The following is a 23,412-nucleotide window of genomic DNA, read 5'->3' as shown; positions in this document are numbered from 1 at the left end:
GGTCCACAGGTATATTGTTACGTATAGTCAGCTGCTGCACTTAGCAGGTTATACTAATAGTGCCCGGTGTTTTTGTTTAAGATACTGTGACCCGGCCACCGTTTTCAGATGTATCAGGAGTTATCATGTCCACTAAGACTGTTCAGATTGAATTAGCAGCAGAAACATTAGATCTGTTTACCCGTTACCAGAAGTACACGGGTACCACGACTGAGTTTTATATTACTCAGCTGGTTGAGAAGACCCTGCCAACCGTAAAAGCGATGGTTGAAGCGATGGATGAAGCCAGCGAGAACCCGGATGCAAATCTGGATGTGATGGAAATTTTCGGCCGTAAAATGGCCGCTGCTTCCATGGAGCAGCGTGACGAAGAACAGGCTAACCCGATCAAGGTTAACTGAGTAATACCCTTTTCATAGTGATCTCACGTTTGGGCCGCATTTATGCGGCTTTTTTTTTGCCTGCTGTTCAGTTTTTTTAATGATCAGGAACAAAAAAAATCGTCACATTTCATTCCTTACGATTCGTATGGATATAGATTAGCCGGCTGATTGGTTATAAAATGCGCACCGGCTGATGTGCCTGACTGCGTTCTGCAGCCGTGTATCTTTCAAAGCCGCTAAATCATGCCCTGTATGACGTCCTGTCATCTCGAATCAGGTTTAGGTAAATACTGTTTGTTTGATCAGAGCACTGTGCCTTAGCAGCTGCTCCTTTGTTGGTTGTATTGATTTTAGAAATCCGGAGACTTCATGAAAAATAGTCTATTCCCGTTTTTGGTCTGGCTAAAATGCTTAACATTTCAGGATGTTAAAGCGGATTTTATTGCCGGTATCACAGGGGCGATTATTGTTCTGCCACAAGGTGTGGCGTTTGCAACGATAGCGGGCTTACCGCCGGAGTATGGCTTATATACTGCGATGGTGACGCCGATTATCGCGGCACTTTTTGGCTCGTCCAGGCATCTGATATCCGGCCCGACGACGGCAATATCCATTGTGGTTTTTTCTGCCATCAGTGGTCATGCGGAGCCGGGCAGTGCTGAGTTTGTGTCGATGGCACTGACCCTGACCTTGCTGGCCGGTATCTATCAGCTGGCGTTTGGTCTGGCCCGGTTGGGGAAACTGGTGGATTTTGTCTCCCACACAGTGGTGATCGGTTTTACCGCCGGCGCGGCCATTCTTATAGCCACCAGTCAGGTGAAGCACATTACCGGCATTCCGGCAGAGAAAGGCTTATCGTTTACGGAAAGCTGGATGGTGACCCTGTCGAATCTGGATCAGCTTAACTGGGCGATCTTCTGTGTTGGTATGATGACCCTGCTGATGGCGGTGGGCATTAAACGTTACCTGCCTAAAATCCCGAATCTGTTAGTGGCGATGGTCTTCGGCAGCCTGATTGCGCTGGCATTCGGAGACGGCTACGGAATTTTACTGGTGGGTGCCATTCCGACCAGTTTGCCGCCATTGTCCATGCCGGATCTGTCGCTGGATACCATCCGCCTGCTGGCCCCTGAAGCTTTTGCGATTGCGCTGCTGGGCCTGATCGAAGCGGTGTCTATCAGCCGGGCGATTGCGATTAAATCCCAGCAGCGGATTTACCCCAACCAGGAGTTTCTGGGGCAGGGGCTTTCCAATGTGGTTGGCAGTTTTTTCTCCTGCTATGCCGGGTCCGGTTCGTTTACCCGTTCCGGGGTGAACTATTCTGCCGGTGCCAAATCACCGCTGTCGGCCATATTTGCAGCAATTTTGCTGATGCTGATTGTGTTGCTGGTTGCACCTCTGACGGCTTATTTGCCGGTGGCGGCCATGGGCGGTGTGATCATGATGGTGGCGTATAATCTGGTGGACTTCCATCATATTAAGAAGATTGTGCTGGCCAGCCGGCCGGAAGCCTCGGTGCTGATCATTACCTTTGTCTCAACCTTATTCCTTGAGCTGGAATTCGCGATTTATCTGGGGGTGTTGCTGTCGCTGGTGCTGTTCCTGGCCAAGACATCCACACCGGAAATTACCGAGATGTCCCTGAATACCGAACAGCGCCGGTTTGTGGAAGCGCGCAGTGGTAAAGGGGAACAGTGCCCTCAACTGAAGGTGCTGCGGGTTGAAATGTCGATTTATTTCGGCTCGGTGAACCATATCCAGAACCGGATTGAGCAGATCGCGGCGCAGGAAGGTGTGGAACGCATCCTGGTTATCTGTCTGGGGATAAACTTCATTGATATGAGCGGGGTGGATTTGCTGGTATCACTGGACGGTAAGCTGAAGGCCAAAGGCGGTGGTCTGTATTTCTTCGGTATGAAACCGGGGGTAATGGAGAATGCGGCTAAACTGGGGCTGGTTGAAGACATCGGCGAAGACCGCTTTTTTGCCAATAAGTCTTCTGCCATCAGCAGTATTTTCCCGGCACTGAATCAGTCCACCTGTGAGAACTGCCAAAAGCATGTGTTCCGTGAATGTGAGAAATTTACCCAGCCGCTGATTGCCAGAGCCTGATCTGTTTTTTAAAAACTCTTAAAGGTAAAAGCCTGTTTTTTTAACAGGCTTTTTTGTTTGTCTGATCTTCTTTCAGGCAAGCTTAACCGCCGCCGCTGTTCATCCATTCCAGGGTGGCTGAGCGGCTTTCATCCGTGACGCTTTTCACAACCGGGTTAGCCAGCACGGCAGCCCGCCAGGCGGTCATATTCGGCCCCAGTTTCAGTTCGCGGCCAAACAGGGGCAGCAGAATGTCAGCCAGTTCAATGGTGGCAGGAAATGCGCAGTCCGCATAGCCGATGTTTTTATCCACCATAAATGGCTGCGCGGTAAATAGCTCATCCAGTTTCGCCAGACGTTCCTCAAATTTATTCAGGTGATCATCCAGTTCAGCCTGTACCCGGGTGGCCGGATCACAGTGGGCAAATGTCCGGCGCAGGTGCGGCTCCAGCCAGAGATCATGGTAACGGGCCAGAAACCGGTGTCTGGCTCGCTTCAGCTGGTCGTCGGTGAGCAGGCTGTGTGCCGGGTAGGCATCTTCCAGATACTCCATGATGACATCTGATTCTGAAAAATACTCATCGCCCACCCGTAATGCAGGGATGGTGCCTAACGGAACCAGTTGCATGTATTCGGCGGTGCTGTAGCCCCCGGGAGGCGGAGAAATGGTACAGGTAATGTTCTTCAGACCAAGTGCAATACGCACCTTAGCACTATAGGTACTGACGGGAAGAGAGAAGAGTTCCATGGCTAACCTTTTGATCGTTATTGTGCAGCCGGTTTCAGCATAAAAACTGCTCTGATACCGGGGTGTGCCAGCGGCAGTCAGTTGCGACTTTACCTGAAATATCTGAAAGGTATATGAACGAATAATTCTATAACTGTAGCCCAAGGTTATTAAAAAAATCTTTCTTATTCGATTTATGGTTTTTTCTCCTTTGTCCAGCGGGGATTTACTGATCTGGATCAGTAGTGAATACGCCTGGTTTTTAATCCCTGTTTTACTTGATGAATGTCAAGACTCCTCAGCAGGTGCCTCTTTACACTTTCACCTGTGACAAAACGTCGCAGTGGCAAAACGTCGCAGGTAGAAATAAGGAGATACCGTCATGTTTATTCCGTTCAAAGATCTGGCGCTGGTGGGATGTTCAGTGATGCTGTGTGCCGCCGCACTGACTGCTCAGGCCGAAGAGCACCAGATGAAGCATAAACAGATGGCAAGTGCCGAAATGATGGCTGAAGTCGTGACCACTGCCGGTGTGGTGAAAGGCGTTCTGGCAGACACTAACCAGCTGAAAGTTCAGCACCAGCGTATTCCTGAGTGGGATATGCGTCAGATGCAGATGAAATTCAATTTAGCACCGGGTATGCAGGCGGCCGATTTTAAAGAAGGCCAGGCGATCCGTTTCCGCCTTAAGCAACAGAACATGATGAAGTTCACCATTACTGACGTGATTGAGCAGTAAGCGGGATTGCAGAGGTTACTGATGATGAACGGAGATTGCAGACAGTTAGCACGTTTTCTGAGCCGCTTATGGCTGGGCGTGATGCTGATGCTGGTGATGCTGAATACTGCGCTGGCAATGGTGCCGGTCAGTGAGGCGCAGCAGACAGATACTATTCTGCAGGCCTTTCCCGATGCTACCCGGGTGGCGGAGAAAGAACCTCTGGATGGCGATGATATTCTGATCCGGCGGGTCTTCGCCGGTGACAAAGAAATCGGATACGCCTTCAATACCAATGACGTGGTGAATATCCCCGCTTACTCCGGTAAGCCCATTAATACCCTGATTGTGATGGACCCTGATGGCCAGTTGGTGGCGACCCGGGTACTGGAGCATCATGAGCCTATCCTGCTGGTGGGCATTCCTGAACAAAAACTGTTTGATTTTACGGATAAATATCAGGGCCTGAACGTGACTGATCAGGTCCGGGTTGGCGCCGGTAATAATGAAAATGTCCGTAACGTGGATGTAGTGTCCGGTGCTACCGTGACTGTCATGGTGGTCAATGAGGCCATTATGCGGGCTGCCCGTAAAGTGGCCCGTCACCTGAACATTGCCGGGCTTTCAAAGCTGGCGGTTATACCGCCTGCGACTGTCAAACCTGACGTTTTCTCCAAAGCTGACTGGATTCAGTTAACCGGTGACGGTTCCATTCGCCGGCTGGCACTGCAACGCAAAGATATTGACGAGGCCTTCGTTGGCACCAAGGCGGAAAATCAGGCAGCGAAAACGCCTGCTGATGCCGAAAAAGAATTTATCGAGCTGTATTACGCACCCTTAGATATTCCCACTGTGGGCCGTAACCTGCTGGGCGATACTCAGTATGACTGGCTGATGGGTGAACTGAATCCCGGTGACAGTGCCATTGCTGTCATGGGGGAAGGGGAGTACTCCTTTAAAGGAAACGGTTACGTGCGCGGCGGCATCTTCGACCGTACCCAGTTACAGCAGTCCGGCAAGGTAATCAGCTTCCACGATACCGACTACTACCGCCTGGATGATGTCTATATCGACGGTTTTCCGGGATTCCGGGAGATGGCGATCTTCGTGATCCGCGATCAGTACGATTTTGATCCGGGAACTGCGTGGCAGCTGGAATTGCTGGTACGCCGTCAGATCGGTGCTCTGGACAGCGTATTCACCAGTTTCTATGGCGATTATCTGACACCTGAACAGTATCTGTTACGTCCTGAGCCGGTTGCTCCGGTTGCTGAAGCCGAACCCGAAGCCCTGTGGGTGAGTATCTGGCGTGAGAAGGCTTTCCAGATCGGTGTGCTGTCAGTGGCGCTGCTGGTGCTGTTCATCATTATTTTCATCCAGGATGTACTGGTCCGCTATCCGCGCCTGATGCATGGCCTGCGTCACGGCTACCTGGTGTTTACCGTTGTTTTCATCGGCTGGTATGCCCTGGGACAGCTCTCTGTGGTGAACGTATTCACCTTCGTGCATGCCTTCCAGGGAGACTTCCAGTGGGACCTGTTCTTACTTGATCCGATGCTGTTCATTCTCTGGGGCTTCGTGGCCATGACCATGTTGCTGTGGGGCCGTGGCATCTTCTGTGGCTGGTTGTGCCCGTTCGGCGCGCTGCAGGAACTGATCAACGAAGCCGCCCGTCGTCTGAAAATTAAACAGTACGAAATTCCTTTCGCAGTGCATGAGCGGCTGTGGGCGCTGAAGTATGTGATTCTGCTGGCGCTGTTTGCGGTGTCACTGGAGTCCCTGTCTGAAGCCGAGCGCTATTCAGAAGTTGAACCGTTCAAAACTGCTTTCCTGCTGCAGTTCAACCGGGAGTGGGGCTATGTGCTCTACGCCGTTGCATTGCTGGTGATCAACATTTTCACCCGCAAAGTTTACTGCCGCTATATCTGTCCGCTGGGGGCTGCTCTGGCAATCCCTGCACGCCTGCGTCTGTTCGACTGGCTGAAACGCCGTAAGGAATGTGGCCAGCCGTGCAAAGTATGTGCGAATGAATGTGAGATTCAGGCGATTCACCCTGATGGCTCTATCAATGCCAATGAGTGCCATCAGTGTCTGGATTGCCAGGTAACTTATTACCGAAATGACAAGTGCCCACCTTTGGTGGTTAAAGCCAGAAAACGCGCTAAGCAGCAAGCTGCTATGGCAAAAATTGAGACTTTGGATGTGACGGACTCGGCAGCGGTGCCGAACGCTTAAATCCTTATTGTGGAGAATGGAAAGATGATTGATCCGAAAGATAAAAGCCTGCCGGCGATCGATGTAGAAGATCCGAAGGCAACTGAACATGTGAAAGTCAGCCGCCGCTTATTCCTGGGTGGTTCCGCTGCACTGGCCGGTGTTGCCAGCACCTTCGGTGCCGGTATGGGCAGCGCGTTACTGCCATCCACTGCTCAGGCAGCCAGTGCCGACGGCATGGTGGGTCCGGGTGAGCTGGATGAATACTACGGCTTCTGGAGTGGCGGTCACTCCGGTGAAGTACGTATTCTGGGCTTGCCATCTATGCGTGAGCTGATGCGTATTCCGGTCTTCAACGTAGACAGCGCTACCGGTTGGGGTATCACCAACGAGAGTAAAGCGATCCTGGGTGAAAATGCACCGATGAACGGTGACAGCCACCACCCGCATATGTCTATGACTGACGGTCAGTACGACGGTAAGTATGTCTTCATCAACGATAAGGCAAACACCCGTGTTGCACGTATTCGCTGCGACATCATGAAGACCGACAAGATTACAACCATTCCGAACTGTCAGGCAATTCACGGTCTGCGGGTACAGAAAGTACCGCACACCAAGTATGTATTTGCCAATGCTGAATTCCGTATTCCGCATCCGAACAACGGTCTGAATATGGATGATGTACCGGGTTACTACACCCTGTTCAACGGTGTTGACGCCGAGAGCATGGACGTTTCCTGGCAGGTAATCGTTGACGGTAACCTGGATAACACCGATGCGGACTATACCGGTAAGTATGCGTTTTCTACCTGTTATAACTCAGAAGGCGCTGTCGATCTGACCGGCACCATGAAGGCAGAGCGTGACCATCTGGTTATCTTCAACATTGAGCGGATTGAAGCGGCGGTTAAAGCCGGCCAGTTCATTACCCTGCCAGGTTCTGACGTACCTGTACTGGACGGCCGTAAAGGCTCTGAACTGACCCGTTATGTACCTGTACCTAAGAACCCGCACGGCATTAACACTGCACCGGGCGGTAAGTACGCCGTTGCCAACGGTAAGCTGTCACCGACTGTTACTGTATTCCAGCTGGATAAGTTTGATGCTCTGTTTGCCAATGAGATCAAGCCACGGGATACCGTAGTTGCAGAAGTTGAGCTGGGTCTGGGGCCTCTGCACACTGCCTTTGACGGCCGCGGCAATGCCTACACCACACTGTTCATCGACAGTCAGGTATGTAAGTGGGACGTTGAAAAAGCGATCCAGGCATACAACGGTGAAAACGTTGACTACATCGTGCAGAAGCTGGACGTCCATTATCAGCCGGGTCACAACCACACAACAATGGGTGAAACCCGTGATGCTGATGGTAAGTATCTGGTATCTCTGCAGAAGTTCTCTAAAGACCGCTTCCTGCAGTGTGGCCCGCTACACGCCGAGAACGATCAGCTGATCGATATCTCCGGTGACGAAATGAAACTGATCCATGACGGCCCGACCTATGCTGAGCCGCATGACTGCATGATCGTACACCGTTCCAAGGTTAAAACCCGCAAGCTGTATGACCGTGAAGATCCGACCTTCGCCGGCACTATCGCCATGGCAAAAGCGGATGGCGTTAACGTTCACACCGATAACAAGGTGATTCGTGACGGCAATAAGGTACGCGTCTACATGACGTCTATCGCACCGTCTTACGGTATGAATGAATTCACCGTGAAGCAGGGTGATGAAGTAACAGTGGTTGTTACCAACCTTGACCAGATCGAAGACGTCACGCACGGCTTCTGTATGGTAAACCACGGCGTGCAGATGGAAATCAGCCCGCAACAGACCGCTTCTGTAACCTTCATGGCAGATAAGCCGGGGGTACAGTGGTTCTATTGCAACTGGTTCTGTCACGCACTGCACATGGAAATGCGCGGCCGTATGTTGGTTGAACCTGCATAACAGCAGTAATTGCCGGGCGGGTTTACCGCCCGGCATGTTTGAGAGGTAACATATGCTGAATCTGACTGGAAGGATTTTGGGCCTGCTGGCAATGCTGATCAGCAGCATAACCAGTGCGGCTGTGATTCAGATAACCCCGCAGGATGACCTGCAGCTGGCGCTGGACAGCAGTCAGCCGGGGGACACACTGGTATTGACGAAAGGTGAATACCGGGGGAATTATATTCTGCGCCGGACAGTTGAACTGACCGCAAAGCAGGGGGCTGTCATTGATGCGCAGGGCAAAGGCCACGCATTACAGGTAGAAGCTCCGGACAGTTATGTCCATGATTTACGAATTGTAAACTGGGGTGAAGACCTGACCAATCAGGACGCCGGAATTCTGCTGGCAACGTCCGCTACCGGTAGCCGGATCGAGAACAACAGCCTTTACGGGGGCGGCTTTGGTATCTGGGTAGATGCCACTCAGAACGCCCGGATTATTGATAACAAAGTACGTGGCAAGCTGGCACTGCGGGCATCCGACCGTGGTAATGGCATCCATCTTTTTAATGTCGGCAAGGCACTGGTACAGGGCAATGAAGTCTGGGAAACCCGGGACGGCATTTACATTGATACCAGTAACGGTAATGAGCTGATCGCCAACTATCTGCACGACCTGCGTTACGGTGTGCACTACATGTATTCCTACAATAACCTGTTACAGAGCAATCTGACTGAAAATACCCGTACAGGTTATGCACTGATGCAGTCAAAATATCTGACGGTGCTGAATAACCGTTCAGTGAATGACGTGAATTACGGCATTCTGATGAACTACATCACCAATTCCACCCTGCGTAATAATGATATCCGCGGGATTCAGAACAGCCATAACCCCCATATGAAGAAAACCGGCACCAACAAAGCCCGGCGGGTGGGGCTGGAAGGCAAGGCGCTGTTTATCTACAACTCACTGTTTAATGAATTCACCGATAACCGCTTCGCGGACAGTGATATAGGCATTCACCTGACAGCAGCATCTGAAGATAACACCCTGGAAGGCAACGCCTTTGTGAATAACAAAACCCAGGTGAAATACGTATCAACCCGGACCCAGGACTGGGCCGGTAACTACTGGAGCGATTACCTGGGCTGGGACATGAACGGTGACGGAGTCGGTGATATCGAATACGAGCCGAATGACAGCGTAGACCGGCTGCTATGGAAGTTTCCGGCGGCTAAGTTGTTGCTGAACAGCCCGGCCATTGAGACCCTGCGCTGGGTACAGCGGCAGTTTCCGGTGCTGAAAGGCCCGGGTGTGATCGACAGCCAGCCATTAATGGCCGAACGGCCACAGAAGCAGGCGGGTGTCGTTCCGGTAGCTGAAGAGCAGGCGCTGGCAATACAGATACAGGCAGGTACAGAATGATGAGCAGTACAGAAAATATTGTTGAATTACAACAGGTTGAAAAGAAGTATCTGGGGGTTCATGCCCTGCAGAGTCTGGATCTGAATTTACAGGCGGGTGAAGTGTTCGGGCTGTTTGGCCATAACGGTGCCGGTAAAACCACCATCATTAAACTGATTCTCGGGCTGATTGAAGCCACGTCCGGTAAGGTCAGTGTGTTCGGTCAGGACCCGACTCAGGCCGGTGCCCGCGAACTGCGCGGCAAGCTGGGTTTTCTGCAGGAGAACGTCAGTTTTTATGATCAGCTTACCGGTCTGGAAGTACTGGAATATTTTGCCCGCTTAAAAGGCTTTGCCCGCAAACAGTGCCGTCAGCAATGTCTCGAGTTACTGGCACAGGTCGGGCTGAAAGATGCCTGCGGTCGCCGGGTTAAAACCTATTCTAAGGGGATGCGACAGCGTCTGGGGCTGGCACAGGCACTCCTTGGCAACCCCCGTCTGTTGTTACTGGATGAGCCGACCGTCGGTCTGGATCCGATAGCGACTCAGGATTTTTACCACAGCATTGATCAGCTCAAGCATCAGGGCTGTACCGTGGTGCTGTGTTCGCACGTGTTACCTGGGGTCGAAAAGTATATCGACCGGGCGCTGATTCTGGGACGCGGCTCGGTACTTGCCAGCGGCAGTATCGAACAGTTACGGGCTCAGGCGAATCTGCCGGCGGTATTCCAGTTATACGGCCAGCCGGGTTTATCAGAAACATTGCCGGAAGATTTACGCTTGTTGGCCCGTGACGATAGCGCCGGGATGCGAATGGCCGTGCCTATGGATGAGAAAATGCACACCCTGCGTGCCCTGGCAGGTATGAGTGGCGTCGATAACATCGACGTTCAGCTGCCGTCTCTGGAAGACCTTTATACCCACTTTATTCAGCGCCACTGTGATCAGGAGGCCGCACTATGATGATTACTCCGTTACTGACCGTTGCCGGTAAAGAATTCCGTGACGGCCTGCGAAACCGCTGGGTTTTGTCGATCTGTATTATTTTTGCTGTATTGGCGATTGGCCTTGCTTACTTCGGTGCCGCCGCGGCGGGAAAGGTGGGCTTTACGTCTCTGTCGACCACCATTGTCAGCCTGGCGAGTCTGGCAGTATTTATTATTCCGCTGATTGCGCTGATGCTCTCTTATGATGGCATTGTTGGCGAAGATGAAAGCGGTACCTTGCTGTTGCTGATGACCTATCCGCTGTCCAGAACGCAGCTATTGTTAGGCAAGATGCTGGGGCAGGGGGCGATCATGGCCTTCTCAACCCTGATCGGTTTTGGGTCTTCTGCGCTGATGATCGGTATGTTCTCCGCAACCACCTCATGGAGCGACCTGCTGGTGCCTTACAGCGTGTTTATCTGCTCCGCTATTTTGCTGGGCTGGATTTTCATTGCCATTGCTTATGTGATCAGTGCCAGCGTGGCTGAAAAGTCCAAGGCTGCCGGCATTGCGCTGATTGTCTGGTTTATCTTCGTACTGGTGTTTGATCTTGGTCTGCTGGGATTACTGGTATCCACCGAAGGTAACGTCGACGCTAATCTGTTTCCTTACATGCTGTTACTGAATCCGACCGATATTTTCCGCCTGGTGAATATCACCTATTTCGCGGATCAGAACCTCACCGGTCTGATGGCCATTGCGCAACAGACTCAGTTCTCAATGTACGGTTTACTGGCCGGGCTGATAGCCTGGCTGGTGATGCCGGCGGGGCTGGCGATGTTTATCTTTAACCGTCGCGGTTTATAAGTCGGGAGGCCGGAATGAAACATTTACTGGTAAAGGTACTGTTTGTCCTGCTGGTGTCGGCAGGCATTCTGACGGGCTGTACGGAAGACGAACAGGCCGCGATGGTGCAGCAGGCGGTAGCCATTGAAAGCGGTGAGGAGTGCCATTTATGCGGCATGATCATTACCAATTATCCGGGGCCGAAAGGTCAGCTGTTCAGCAAAGGCATCGAAGGTAACCTGAAGTTCTGCTCAACCCGGGATATGTTTGCGTTTATCGTTGATCCGGAAAATAAGCACAATGTACAACAGGCATTTGTGCACGACATGGCTGTGACGCCCTGGGATCATCCCGATGAAGAAACCTATGTGGATGCCCGCGAAGCCTGGTACGTGATCGGTCACAGCAAACAGGGCGCAATGGGGGCAACCCTGGCCAGTTTTGCCAAACAGGAAGATGCCCGGGCATTTGCCGATGCAGAAGGCGGGGAAGTGCTGGGGTTTGATCAGATTGACCTTCAGGTGCTGGTTAACATGACCCGGGGGCACTGACAGAAAACCGCTTAACTTAAGAGCATAAGGCTATTAGAGCTTCCCGGATGACTGGCCTATAATCAGCCCACATTCAGAATTTCAGAGGGAAGCGCGGCATGGCCACACAGGCTCAGAATCATACCTATCAGGACTGGCTGAACAGCGCTGAACAACTTGCCGGAGATGGCTTTGCTAACCGGGCGTTTATTGATGGCCGGTTCTGCGATGCGGCCAGTGGCGCGACCTTTGAATGTATCTCCCCGCGGGACGGCCAGCCGCTGACCCGCATTGCCGCCTGTGATGCCGCCGATGTTGATAAAGCCGTTGCGGCAGCCCGGGCCTCGTTTGAAGCCGGCGTCTGGTCCGGCCTGATGCCTAAACAGCGCAAAAAGGTCCTGCAGGCGTTTGCTGCTGAACTGGAAGCCCATGCCGATGAACTGGCGTTGCTGGAAAGCCTGGATATGGGCATGACCATCAGCGACAGCCGTACCATGAATCTGCCCGGGGCTGTGGAATGTGTTCACTGGTATGCCGAGCTGGCAGACAAACTCTACGACGAAATCGCGCCTACTCAGCCCAATGCCTTAACCCGTATTCACCGGGTGCCTGTGGGCGTCGTTGCCGCAATTGTTCCCTGGAATTACCCGCTGATGATCGCCTGCTGGAAGGCAGCACCGGCGCTGGCTGCCGGCAACTCAGTCGTACTGAAACCCGCTGAACAGTCTTCCCTGACCGCTATCCGAATGGCTGAACTGGCCCACAAAGCCGGTATTCCGGCCGGGGTATTCAATGTGGTGCCGGGCATGGGGGATGTAGCCGGCAAAGCACTGGGGCTGCATAGGGATGTGGATGCGCTGGCGTTTACCGGTTCCAGTCGGGTGGGCGGTCTGTATATGCAGTATGCCGGTCAGTCTAATCTTAAGCGGGTTGCACTGGAGTGCGGCGGCAAAACCCCGAATATCGTGCTGGATGACGTGGAAGATCTGGATAAAGCCGCCGCTGCCATTGTGCTGGGGGCATTTTCCAATCAGGGGCAAATCTGCAATGCCGGCTCCCGTCTGATTGTTGACCGCAAGGTACACCGGCCGCTGATGGAGAAGGTAAAGGCACTGGCGGAAACCATTGTACCGGCTGATCCGCTGGACCCGGCGACCGAATTCAGCTGTCTGGTGGACGCCCGGCATACGGCGAACGTGCTGCAATATGTGCAGGCCGGGCAGGATGACGGCGCACGGCTGATCTGTGGCGGTGCGCAGGAGAGCGGTTCCGGTCGCCAGTGTTATGTTCAGCCTACCATTTTCGACAATGTCGGCCCGGACATGCAGATTGCCCGTGAAGAAATTTTCGGCCCCGTACTTTCCGTTATTCCGGTAGATTCTGTTGAACAGGCGATTGAGGTAGCGAATTCAACGGTATATGGCCTGGGAGCGGCGGTCTGGACCCGGGATATGAAACGCATGGAACAGGCTGCAGGGGCGATTAAAGCCGGGGTTATCTGGGTGAACTGTCATGATCACGGTGATATTTCATCACCGGTAGGCGGGTTTAAGCAGTCCGGTTTTGGTCGGGATAAGTCCATCCACGCGCTGGATAAGTACGTTGAATACAAAACCGTCTGGATCGATCTGAGCCGGTAAGGTTATTCCTCACCCATGGTGACATACAGGGCTTCAGTACGTGGCCCTGTGCGCACAGAGAGCATGGCCTCATCACTGATCAGTGCGGCGTCTCCCTGTGCCATTTGTGAACCGTTGATTTCAAGTTCTCCTTTAAGCAGCTGTAAAAAACCATACTTTTCAGCGGGCAATCCGCAGGCAGTTTTTCCCAGTTTCAGCTTATAAATGCAGATGTTCTGCTGCAGTGCCATTGAGTGATCGCGGCCATCCGGTGAGGCGACCAGCAGAATACCGTTGGAAGGGGAGAGTCTTGCCTGCTGCAGGTTAGCCTCAAGGGGGGCACTCTTGGTGGGGGTGAGCCACAGCTGCAGCATGCGCAGGGTTTTACCGGCACCGTTATTGGTCAGGTTAAAATCGATTTCATCGGCGGCACTCAGCAACAGGGCGCCGCCGGGGCTTTTAAACGTTCCCTTGCGGCCAAGAGAGTCATGGAACTGTGCCTGACCTTCCAGTATCAGGCTGAACACTTCGGTTTGCTGAAACTGGCAGGGGTCAATACTGGCACCGGGGTGTAGTGAATCTTCATTGCAGGCCCGCAGATTAGCAAGGCCCATGAAGTCAGGATCAAAATAGCTGGCAAACGAGAAACAGTAGCGGCTTTCCAGCCAGCCATAGTGGGCAAAACCCCGGTCATCCGAACGTCTGATTCTGATCATGTCTGTTCTCTTTGGTGGGTGTGTTTGCTGTGCAACCGCCTTAATACTGTCAGTACTGCTTTAAAAATATCCTAACTGCTTGTTTTTAATAATGCCAGTTATGGTCTGTCATTCTGTGGCTGTGATACAGAGCCGGCGCTGAACGCGGTAACTAAAACTGCCGGCATGAAGCCGGCAGATCAGGGGGATGTTAAACAGGATTATGCGAGACGGAAACGGCTCACAGTATTCTGTAAATTGTTCGCCAGTTCCGAAAGCTCCTCGCTGGAACGTGCGATCTCCAGTGCACCTTCACTGGAAGCATTGGAGGTGTCCTGAATGGTAACCAGTGAGCGGTCGATTTCTTCAGAAACACTGGTCTGTTCGCTGGAGGCGCTGGCGATCTGGGTGTTCATATTGGTAATGTTTTGTACCGCAACCGAAATCGCTTTCAGGGCATCACCGGCTTCTGCCGCTTTTTCGCCGGCATTTTTTGCTTTCTGCTGCCCGTCAGACATGGCATTTACCGCGTTCATGGTGCCGGTCTGTAAGCGCTCAATGGCGTTCTGAATTTCCTGGGTAGACAGCTGGGTACGCTGTGCCAGCGTACGGACCTCATCGGCAACGACAGCAAAGCCCCGGCCCTGATCACCGGCCCGGGCGGCCTCAATGGCTGCGTTCAGCGCCAGTAAGTTCGTCTGTTCCGCAATCTCTTTAATCACATCGACGATTGAGCCAATACTTTCGCTGTCTGCCTCAAGTGTGCGGATATGTTCGGATACAGTAACAACATCATTAACCAGTGCATTGGTTGCAACGATCGCCTCTTCAACAATGGCATTACCCTGTACTGCCTGTTCACTGGTGTCCTGGGCGTCTTTGTCGGCCATTTCAGCGTTCTGGGAAATTTCATGAGCGGTGGCGACCATTTCATTCATGGCGGTGGCCACCTGTTCAATCTCCAGACGCTGGGAATCAATGCTCTGGTTGGCCTGGCTGCTGACGTCGGTCATCCCACTGGCTGAACCTGATAACTGAGTGGCTGCACTGCTGATCTGAACAATGATGTCGCGCATTTGCTGCAGCATTTTGTTAAAGCTGGTGGACATTGCCCCCAGCTCATCGTTGTTTTGAACCTTCAGCTCCAGCGTCAGGTCTGAATTTTCGGAAATGGTTTCAATGGTTTTCTGTGCCGCCTGTAAAGGCAGGATAACTGAACGGTATACACCGACAGCAAAGAACAGGAAAGCAGCGATAACAATCAGGCTGGTGGTACCCAGAAACATGATGCTGTCTTTATAAAGTTGCTCAATGTTTTCATGTTCCTGCTTGGCAACCCGTAATTGCAGGTTAACCAGCTCAGTGATTTTTTCACTGATCGGATCAATGTCTTTGTATAGCGGGCCGTCGAATTCAGACAGGTTATTCTTTGGATCACCGGAGAAGGATTTCAGTGAGCTCAGCAAGCGGTCAATAGCACGGTTGGCAGAGATAAACAGCTGTTCTGCCTCCTGCGCCAGCCTGGCTTCCTCGGTGGTCAGTTCAGTTGCCATGTATTTTTGCCATTTGGCAGCGATTTCGGTTTTTGAAGCCTCAATGTCGGCAACAGCACGGCTCACCGGAATCAGACCCGCGTTGGCTTTGTTCACGGCATCAATCACCAGCACGGCATAATCGTCAGCGATGACTTTAAGATCTTCGAGGGGGACAACACGGTCGTTATACATCCGGGCAGAGCCGTTGACGGTGCTTTTGAGTTCAAACAGGGCGGTTGCTAATACGATTATCAGACCCGCAATTGGCAGACCTGACATAATAATCAGCTTGGACTTGATGGATATATTCTTAAACATAACTAGCGATTCCGTAGTATAGCAGTTTACGAATTGTATCCTTACGCGTGGCGCTACCAGTCGATAATCTGATGAGGTTCAAAATTGCCAAACCAAAGCAGCACTTATGTCGTCCCAGTTATTTCATCCTAGCATCCTGATTTCCCGCTTGAGAAGCCTGCGGTGGTTTTATGACCCCCATTTTGGGAGATAACAATGAAAAATGCCGGATTTTAACTCGTTGTTTGTAAAAGCTTTTTTGTATTGATTAAACGTTTGTTTGGCTTTGTGCTGTGAAATGTGCCGCCCCGTATGTTTATGTTTTATAAGCTTTTTTCAGGATTTGAAGGGGCCGTTTGAATGGGGTAGCGCGGGCGATTTAATATACAAATGTGGGAGTCATTGTCCGGTTAAAAGAGGGTGAATTAAATATTAGGTTTAATTCAAATCTGTTAATTTTAGGTTCAGGATTCTGGTCTTTTATTCTCTTTTTTCTGACTGAAAGGTCAATAAAATAATATGTTTTTGGGAATGATTATTAATTGTTTTTATCTGTTTGGCCGGTAATTTATAACAGTTTAATGCTTCTGCTTTCTGATCAGGTTTTTAAGTAAATACCTATGTGATCCGGTGATTACTCTGTTTGTACTGATGAGCAGTTGCGATTGTCGGGCAGTGTTGAATGCCGGTATTCTGCTTTAGCCTGGTTGTCCGGTGCTCTCCCGCACAATCAGTTCTATCTGTACTTGTTCAGTGCGGGGTATGTCTTTTCCTTCTATCCGGTTTATCAGGTTTCGTGCGCTTATTTTTCCGATCTCCGAGCCGGGGACATGGATGGTTGTCAGCGCGGGATAGGCGACAGAAGAAAAACTGTTGTTATCTATGCCGGCAATGGAAATATCCCTGGGAATAATTAATCCGTTATCACGTGCTTCAGCGCAGGCGCCCAGGGCCAGAATATCTGTCAGACAAATCACAGCTGTAGGTTTTACATCGAGTTTTAATGCTTTTTGTAACCCTGACCGGCCTCCGTCCAGGCTGAGTGGGCAGCTAATGATATGCGTGTCGGGTACATTTAATCCGTGGGATTTCAGCAGTTGCTGAATACCTTCTGTTCTCAGCCACATGCGGTCATTCTGAAGAGAGGGGCCAGTAATGACAGCAAAGTGTTGATGGCCCAGTTCTAACAGATGCCGGGTGATCATCGTTCCGGCATCTCTGTTATAAAACCCAACGCAGTATTCGTCGCTACATTCATCCAGTGACCACATCAGGATATAAGGGCGTCCAGCTGATCTGAGTGTGTCTGTCACACTTTCATCATGATTTGTGCCGATCAGTAGCATGCCTTCCACACCCCGCTCGATAAGGTTCTGGATGCTGGATAATTCTGTAGCAGGATCGTATTCGTGTGAGGAGATCAGTAACTGATATCCCAGGTCATGGGTTTGTTTCTGAATGGCCTGGATTGCATCGGCAAAAATAGGGTTATTAATCGTTGGGAAGATTGCTCCGATACTGTGCGTCCGTTTTGACGCCAGGGCGCGCGCCGCGCCATTTCTGACATAGCCCAGTTGCTGAACGGCTGCCTGTACCCGGCTGAGGGTTTTAGGTTTCACTGATTCAGGTGCTGAAAGTGCCTTTGACGCGCTGCCGAGTGAAACGCCAGCAAGTTCTGCAACGTCTGCCAGCCTGGTGTTTTTATGTGTAGTCATTCAGTTGGTTGCTTTATGTACAGTATTGACGTTAAGTATTGGATGATGCTACAAATGAAGCGCTTCATTTTCAAGAGGGATGAACTTAGTAAGCTTTTCCGGAGCAGTGTTTTATCTGAAAACGCCCACCAGCGTTTTTTTTTATCACACAAAAATGAAGCGCTTCATTTTTAGGGAAAGCTGAACAAAAGGATAAGGATATGAAAAAAATAATGAAATCCTGGAAGGTACTTGTCGGTACCGCCTTCGCAATGATTGTCTCTTTCTCTGCTGGAGCAGACACTAAGCTGGGGGCGTTATATCCCTTTAGTGGTGGGTTGGCACTGTTAGGCGACGAAAGTTATCGGGGCGTAGAAATCGCCGTTGCTGAGCGCAATGCATCCGGTGGGCTGAGAGGCGAAAAAATTGTCTTGGTTAAGGCTGATGCGGTTGATGCTGGTCAGGCGGTAGGTGCGGCAAGAAAACTTACTTCAGTTGAAGGGGTAAGGGCCGTGTTTGGCAGTTACTCTTCTTCAATATCTTTTGCGGCCACTCAGGTGACTGAACTGGCGGGTATACCTTACTTTGAGCTGGGGGCCGTTTCGGACAGCATCACCGACCGGGATATGAAATACGTATTCCGCAGCAATCCTACTGCGAAAAAATTTGCTGCCGGAACCGTGCGTACTGTGATTGATGTAGTCGCGCCGGCGCTTGGGGTAAATGCTTCCGATCTAAAGGTCGCAATCATTCATGAAGATGCCCTTTACGGTACAACCGTGGCTGAGTTTCAGAAGATATTCGCAAAAGAGAAAGGCCTGAATGTGGTGGAAGTACTGCCGTATTCGGCAAAGTCAGTAGATTTATCGTCTTTGGTGTTGCGCCTGAAAGGGGCCGGGGCTGAAGTCATTCTCCAGACGTCTTATCAGAATGATACGGTTCTGTTTTTCCGCCAGATCAGGGACGCAGATTACCGTCCTAAAGCGCTGATCGGGGCCGGCGGTGGTTATTCGATGCAGGACACCGCAAAAGTAGTCGGCACGGAAAATATTGAAGGTGTCCTGGATGTCGATTTTCCACAGTTTGAAATGAAAGATGCGGGTGCACCGGGAATTCAGGCTTTTAGGAAAATGTATAAAGCCCGTTACGGAACAGAACCCCGTTCGGGCCACAGCCTTATGAATTATGCCGGAGCCAGGATCTTTCTGGATGCAATGGAACAGGCTGAGTCGCTGGATGCCGATGCTATCCGTACGGCTGTCATGAAACTTGATGTTCCCGTGGGGATGACTGCTGCAGGCATTGGCGCGAAATTCGACAGTCGCGGGCAAAATCAGCGCGCCGAAGCGGCAATTATGCAGTGGCAGGATGGTGTACTCAAGACAGTTTATCCTGCGTCGGCTGCAGTCGCCGATCCTAAGTTTCCTTAAACACTTCTCTCTGAGTGGTTTGTCCGGAAGTTCTGGTTAAGAGCTTTCGGAGTCTTTGTATGCCAGAGGGAAGCGTTATGGAAATTTTTATCCAGCTTGTGCTCAACGGGCTGCTGCTTGGTGGGACACTGGCGATCATCAGTGTGGGACTGACATTAATTTTTGGAATAGTCCGTGTGGTGAATTTTGCTCACGGTGAATTTCTGATGATTGCTATGTACGGGATTTATCTGCTCAACCAGTATGTTGGTTTACATCCATATATCGCGATGCTGCCGATGCTTATTCTGATGTTTGCAGTGGGCGCTGTGATGCAGCGGTTTATCATTCAGCCTTTGCTGGATGCCGATGATCACATCCAGATATTTGCCACGGTCGGTATGTCTATTGCACTTATGAATGCGGCGCTGATGATTTTCGGAGCAGATGTATTCGCGGTGGATAATCCTTCAGAAGTGGGAGTGGGTTCACTGTCGGTGGGCCCCTTCAGGGTAAATATCGGGCAACTGATTACGTTTACGGTATCACTTTTACTGATCGGCGGGCTGAACTGGTTTCTGGCCAGCACCTTTTTAGGCCGGGCTGTACGGGCAACTGCGCAACACCGCACTGCGGCCCTGCTGATGGGGGTGAATGTAAACAGTATATATATGTTTGCATTTGGTCTGGGAGCTGCCTGTCTGGGGCTGGCTGGTGGGCTGATGGCGCCTCAGTATCCGGTATTTCCGACCATCGGAACTTTTTTCGTACTGACGGCCTTTGTCATCGTTGTGCTCGGTGGCCTGGGCAGCCTCCATGGCGCTTTTCTCGGGGCAATGATCATCGGGGTTGTTGATAGTCTTGCCGGGTACTATATCGCGCCGGATCTGAAGGAGGTGGTCTACTTTTTGATCTTCCTCTGCATTCTGATCCTTCGTCCCACCGGGTTATTCGGCGCAGGCCGCGGTTCAGAATAAGGAGTGCTGAAATGAATTTTTTCAACCCGCGTATTTATATGAGCCTGATGGCGTTATCTCTGTTGCTGATCATACCGGTCACTGCAGGCTCTCCTTTTGTTTACCATCTTTTTATTCTGGTCTGCAGTTATGCCGCACTGGCCAGTGCCTGGAATATTGTTGGGGGATTTGCCGGTCAGTTATCACTGGGTCATGCTGTGTTTTATGGCGTGGGTGCTTATACGGCGACAATACTGATGTCGTATTTTGATGTATCTCCCTGGCTGGGCATGATTGCCGGAGCACTGTTTTCAGTGTTACTTGCAGTGATTATCAGTTGGCCATGCTTCAGGCTCAGAGGCCCCTTTTTTGCATTGGCGACAATTGCTGTGCTGGAGGTCGTACGGTTGCTCGTTATTCATCAGTATGAATTGACAGGAGGAGCCGCCGGACTGGCCGTTCCGTTACGACTGGGCGGGGAATGGATGCTGTTCAGGGAGCGCTGGCCATATCTGTTGATTGCGTTTAGTTTTTTAAGCCTGGCGTTATTGATTACCTGGAAGATAAAACATTCCCGTTTGGGGTATTACCTGATTGCTGTTCGTGAGCGGGAGGATGCGGCTCAGGCGGTAGGGGTAAATACTGTCCGGGTTAAACTCATTGCCGTTATGATCTCGGCCTTTCTTACCAGCCTGGTCGGAAGCTTTCATGCCATGTATCTGACGTTCATTGAACCGGGCGCTGTTTTTTCGTTAGAGCTCTCGATACAGATAGCCATGTTCGCTTTGATCGGAGGCTTGGGCACCATTTCCGGACCGGTTGTTGGCACCTTGTTAGTGTTGCCTCTGGCTGAACTGGCCAGAGGCTGGCTTGGGGATTACGGCGCGGGTTTTCACGGCATTGTCTACGGTGTAGTGCTGGTGGTGGTTGTCCTGACTATTCCCGGCGGTCTGGTTGGCCGGTTTGGTAACCGGATCAGCGCGTGGGTCAGCTGTTTACCGGGCGGTGCAACAGGTTCTGAGCAGCCTAAGGTTTCGGTCATGGCTGAACCTGAGCGCCCTCGGGTATCCGGAGAACCGATTCTGATAGCGGAGAACTTACATAAGTTTTTCGGTGGCTTACATGCCACGAATGATGTTTCGCTGACGCTCCGGGAAGGTGAAATTATCGGCGTTATCGGACCCAACGGAGCAGGGAAAACAACGGTGTTTAATCAGCTGTCGGGATTTTTGAAACCTTCCGGAGGCTCCGTTCGCATCCGTACTGCTGCCGGAAAATGGATAACCCCGGACAGCCCCGAGACATTTGCGGTGGCAGGAATTGGCAGGACCTTTCAGATTGTACAGCCGTTTGCAGACCTGAATGTCTGCGAAAACATCATGCTGGGGGCTTTTATGCATACCGGCAGTCTTGCTGAAGCCCGCTCAATGGCACACGACGTTGCCGGATTAACCGATCTGACCGGGTTATTGGATAAACCTGCACGTGATCTGACAGTCGGTGGTATGAAGCGGCTGGAAATGGCCCGGGCACTGGCGACACGCCCGCGAATCCTCCTGCTGGACGAGGTGCTGGCGGGTTTAAATCCTGCTGATATCACTAAGGCAATCAGGATCATTCGGCGCATCAGGGAAAGCGGTGTCAGTATTCTGATGATCGAGCATATTATGCAGGCGACGATGAGTCTTTCTGATCATATCGTGGTGATTAATCAGGGCATGGTATTAGTCGAAGGAAGTCCGGAGAGTGTGGTCAGTAATCCGGAGGTGATCGAAGCGTATCTGGGTAAGGAGTACAGCCATGCTTAAAGTCAGCAATGTTTACGCCGGTTATCACGGAACGGAAGTGTTGCGGGATGTTTCATTTGAGGTGAATGCCGGAGAGGTCATCACCATTGTCGGCGCAAACGGAGCCGGGAAAACAACAGTACTGAGAAGTGTATGTGGCCTGATCAAGCCTCAGGCAGGGGCCATTGAGTTTGAGAACCGGCGAACCGACGGTATGCGCCCTGATGAAATTGTTGACCTTGGCATTACGCTTGTTCCGGAAGGCCGGCAGCTTTTTCCGTTTATCAGTGTACGGGACAATCTGTTGATGGGAGCTTATAAGCGCAAAGCGCGGAAGGGGGCCGGTGAGCGGCTGGATGAGGTATTAGAACTGTTTCCGGCAGTCCGTGAGCGTCTGAATCAGCATGCAGGATCACTGTCCGGAGGGGAGCAGCAGATGGTTGCAATTGCCCGGGGGCTGATGGCAAAGCCTGAATTACTGATCTTTGACGAACCCTCTCTGGGGCTCTCACCGCTGCTGGTGTCTCAGGTCTTCGGAATCATCGGTGAAATTGTTAAATCAGGTTCAACAGTGCTGATTGTGGAGCAAAATATTGTCCATACCCTGCGTATGGCCGACCGGGGGTACGTACTGGAAAATGGGGCTGTGGTAGCGACTGGCGCAGGACCGGATCTTCTGAATGATCCGCATGTGAAGAGGGCCTATCTGGGGATCTGAACTGAATTCATACGCCTGGTAAAAGAACGTCTTTCAGGGACGCAGAGAGCTGTCAGTTCATTTTGCGAGTCAGTGTTTAGTTGGAAAACGGCGGGAGGGATGCCTGTGAAAAACAATACTCATGCAGGAAGAGTGGTAATGATCAGCGGTGCGGCCAGCGGAATCGGTGCTGCGATTGCGGAGCGTTATTGTAATGAGGGAGCCTCAGTTGCTCTGCTTGATGTGAACAGGGCAGACCTTTCAGTCTGGGCAAATGAATTGTCTTCGCAAGGTTTTACAGTTGCCTGGGCGGTCGCAGACGTTGCCGATTATTCGGCTTGTACTGAGGCCTGTAACCTTCTTGTTTCTCAGTTAGGTCCGGTAGATACACTGATTAATAACGCGGGAATTTCACCTAAGCATGCCGGTAAACCTGCTTCGTTTTGGGAAATGGACCCGGAAGAATGGCGGAAGGTTGTTGGCGTTAATCTGAACGGCGCATTTAATCTTTCAAGGATTCTCAGCCCGGGGATGGCCGAGCGTCAGTTTGGACGCATCCTCAATATGTCCTCAGTCGCAGCTAAGGTGCATTTACCTTTAGTTGCTGCCCATTACAGTGCGACCAAGGCCGCTTTAATAGGATTAACGCGGCATCTGGCTGGCGAACTTGGCCCCTATGGCATTAACGTGAATGCTATAGCACCGGGGCGGATTGAAACGCCATTACTGAAGACAGTGGCCGATGATATCAACCGCCAGGCTGTTAGCCAGACGGCATTAAGGCGGCTGGGGACAGCGGAAGAAGTAGCAGATACCGCCTGTTTTCTGACATCCGCTCAAAGTAATTTCGTTACTGGTCAGGTGATTGACGTTGCCGGTGGCTGGCTGATGAGTTGACAGGCGTTTTTTTCAGGAGCGTAAATTGTTGAGTAAGCGTACCCGTTCA

19 protein-coding genes are annotated in these 23,412 nt (G+C 51.5%); 15 read left to right on the top strand and 4 right to left on the bottom strand.

Annotated elements, in window-relative coordinates:
- The first annotated feature begins 125 nt into the window (after positions 1–125).
- On the top strand, positions 126–401 hold the full coding sequence (locus PCI15_RS15810) for a hypothetical protein (protein ID WP_271270898.1): 276 nt from the start codon (positions 126–128) through the stop codon (positions 399–401).
- Positions 402–752: 351 nt separating this feature from the next.
- Complete coding sequence (locus PCI15_RS15805) at positions 753–2,495, top strand: SulP family inorganic anion transporter (RefSeq protein ID WP_271270897.1); 1,743 nt, start codon at positions 753–755, stop codon at positions 2,493–2,495.
- A gap of 82 nt (positions 2,496–2,577) precedes the next feature.
- Here PCI15_RS15805 and PCI15_RS15800 read toward each other — a convergent pair whose 3' ends face one another.
- A complete protein-coding gene (locus PCI15_RS15800; protein ID WP_271270896.1) occupies positions 2,578–3,222 on the bottom strand; it encodes a glutathione S-transferase family protein in 645 nt (214 codons plus the stop codon).
- A 361-nt stretch (positions 3,223–3,583) separates the two neighbouring features.
- Here PCI15_RS15800 and PCI15_RS15795 point away from each other — a divergent pair, with 361 nt between their 5' ends.
- The 8 genes from PCI15_RS15795 (at position 3,584) to PCI15_RS15760 (ending at position 13,417) form a co-directional block, all read left to right on the top strand.
- Positions 3,584–3,940: a copper-binding protein gene (locus PCI15_RS15795; protein ID WP_271270895.1), complete on the top strand. Its 357-nt coding sequence runs from the start codon at positions 3,584–3,586 to the stop codon at positions 3,938–3,940.
- Between the two features lie 21 nt (positions 3,941–3,961).
- Positions 3,962–6,154: a transcriptional regulator NosR gene (gene nosR, locus PCI15_RS15790; protein WP_271270894.1), complete on the top strand. Its 2,193-nt coding sequence runs from the start codon at positions 3,962–3,964 to the stop codon at positions 6,152–6,154.
- Between the two features lie 24 nt (positions 6,155–6,178).
- Positions 6,179–8,086 (top strand): TAT-dependent nitrous-oxide reductase, encoded by a 1,908-nt coding sequence (gene nosZ / locus PCI15_RS15785; protein WP_271270893.1) that lies wholly within the window; start codon positions 6,179–6,181, stop codon positions 8,084–8,086.
- A gap of 52 nt (positions 8,087–8,138) precedes the next feature.
- On the top strand, positions 8,139–9,497 hold the full coding sequence (locus PCI15_RS15780; RefSeq protein WP_271270892.1) for a nitrous oxide reductase family maturation protein NosD: 1,359 nt from the start codon (positions 8,139–8,141) through the stop codon (positions 9,495–9,497).
- Positions 9,494–10,438, top strand: coding sequence for an ABC transporter ATP-binding protein (locus PCI15_RS15775; RefSeq protein ID WP_271270891.1), 945 nt, complete (start codon positions 9,494–9,496; stop codon positions 10,436–10,438). The genes PCI15_RS15780 and PCI15_RS15775 overlap by 4 nt, the downstream gene beginning before the upstream one ends.
- A complete protein-coding gene (locus PCI15_RS15770) occupies positions 10,435–11,268 on the top strand; it encodes an ABC transporter permease (protein ID WP_336296712.1) in 834 nt (277 codons plus the stop codon). The genes PCI15_RS15775 and PCI15_RS15770 overlap by 4 nt, the downstream gene beginning before the upstream one ends.
- 14 nt (positions 11,269–11,282) lie before the next feature.
- Positions 11,283–11,798 (top strand): nitrous oxide reductase accessory protein NosL, encoded by a 516-nt coding sequence (locus PCI15_RS15765; RefSeq protein WP_271270890.1) that lies wholly within the window; start codon positions 11,283–11,285, stop codon positions 11,796–11,798.
- Positions 11,799–11,896: 98 nt separating this feature from the next.
- Complete coding sequence (locus PCI15_RS15760) at positions 11,897–13,417, top strand: aldehyde dehydrogenase (RefSeq protein ID WP_271270889.1); 1,521 nt, start codon at positions 11,897–11,899, stop codon at positions 13,415–13,417.
- A 2-nt stretch (positions 13,418–13,419) separates the two neighbouring features.
- On the opposite strand, the gene PCI15_RS15755 is transcribed toward PCI15_RS15760, so the two are convergent.
- From PCI15_RS15755 to PCI15_RS15745, 3 genes are all read right to left on the bottom strand, one after another.
- Positions 13,420–14,112 (bottom strand): pirin family protein, encoded by a 693-nt coding sequence (locus tag PCI15_RS15755; protein ID WP_271270888.1) that lies wholly within the window; start codon positions 14,110–14,112, stop codon positions 13,420–13,422.
- Between the two features lie 200 nt (positions 14,113–14,312).
- Positions 14,313–15,944, bottom strand: coding sequence for a methyl-accepting chemotaxis protein (locus PCI15_RS15750; RefSeq protein WP_271270887.1), 1,632 nt, complete (start codon positions 15,942–15,944; stop codon positions 14,313–14,315).
- 677 nt (positions 15,945–16,621) lie between these two features.
- On the bottom strand, positions 16,622–17,638 hold the full coding sequence (locus tag PCI15_RS15745; protein ID WP_271270886.1) for a LacI family DNA-binding transcriptional regulator: 1,017 nt from the start codon (positions 17,636–17,638) through the stop codon (positions 16,622–16,624).
- Positions 17,639–17,838: 200 nt separating this feature from the next.
- Between PCI15_RS15745 and PCI15_RS15740 the strand changes: the two genes are divergently transcribed.
- The 5 genes from PCI15_RS15740 to PCI15_RS15720 all read left to right on the top strand — a co-directional run bounded on the left by PCI15_RS15740 (position 17,839) and on the right by PCI15_RS15720 (position 23,363).
- Positions 17,839–19,047, top strand: a complete 1,209-nt coding sequence (locus PCI15_RS15740) for an ABC transporter substrate-binding protein (protein ID WP_271270885.1) — start codon at positions 17,839–17,841, stop codon at positions 19,045–19,047.
- Between the two features lie 77 nt (positions 19,048–19,124).
- Complete coding sequence (locus tag PCI15_RS15735; protein WP_271270884.1) at positions 19,125–20,003, top strand: branched-chain amino acid ABC transporter permease; 879 nt, start codon at positions 19,125–19,127, stop codon at positions 20,001–20,003.
- A gap of 11 nt (positions 20,004–20,014) precedes the next feature.
- Entirely contained in the window at positions 20,015–21,790 is a 1,776-nt protein-coding gene (locus PCI15_RS15730; RefSeq protein WP_271270883.1) for a branched-chain amino acid ABC transporter ATP-binding protein/permease, read from the top strand.
- Positions 21,783–22,487, top strand: coding sequence for an ABC transporter ATP-binding protein (locus PCI15_RS15725; RefSeq protein WP_271270882.1), 705 nt, complete (start codon positions 21,783–21,785; stop codon positions 22,485–22,487). Before PCI15_RS15730 ends, PCI15_RS15725 begins: the two co-directional genes overlap by 8 nt.
- 105 nt (positions 22,488–22,592) lie before the next feature.
- Positions 22,593–23,363 (top strand): SDR family oxidoreductase, encoded by a 771-nt coding sequence (locus tag PCI15_RS15720; RefSeq protein ID WP_271270881.1) that lies wholly within the window; start codon positions 22,593–22,595, stop codon positions 23,361–23,363.
- Positions 23,364–23,412: the final 49 nt, after the last annotated feature.

It is taken from the genome of Aliamphritea hakodatensis, assembly GCF_024347195.1.
In the GTDB taxonomy this organism is placed as follows: Bacteria; Pseudomonadota; Gammaproteobacteria; order Pseudomonadales; family Balneatricaceae; genus Amphritea; species Amphritea hakodatensis.
This window is presented reverse-complemented; position numbering and strand designations above follow the sequence as displayed.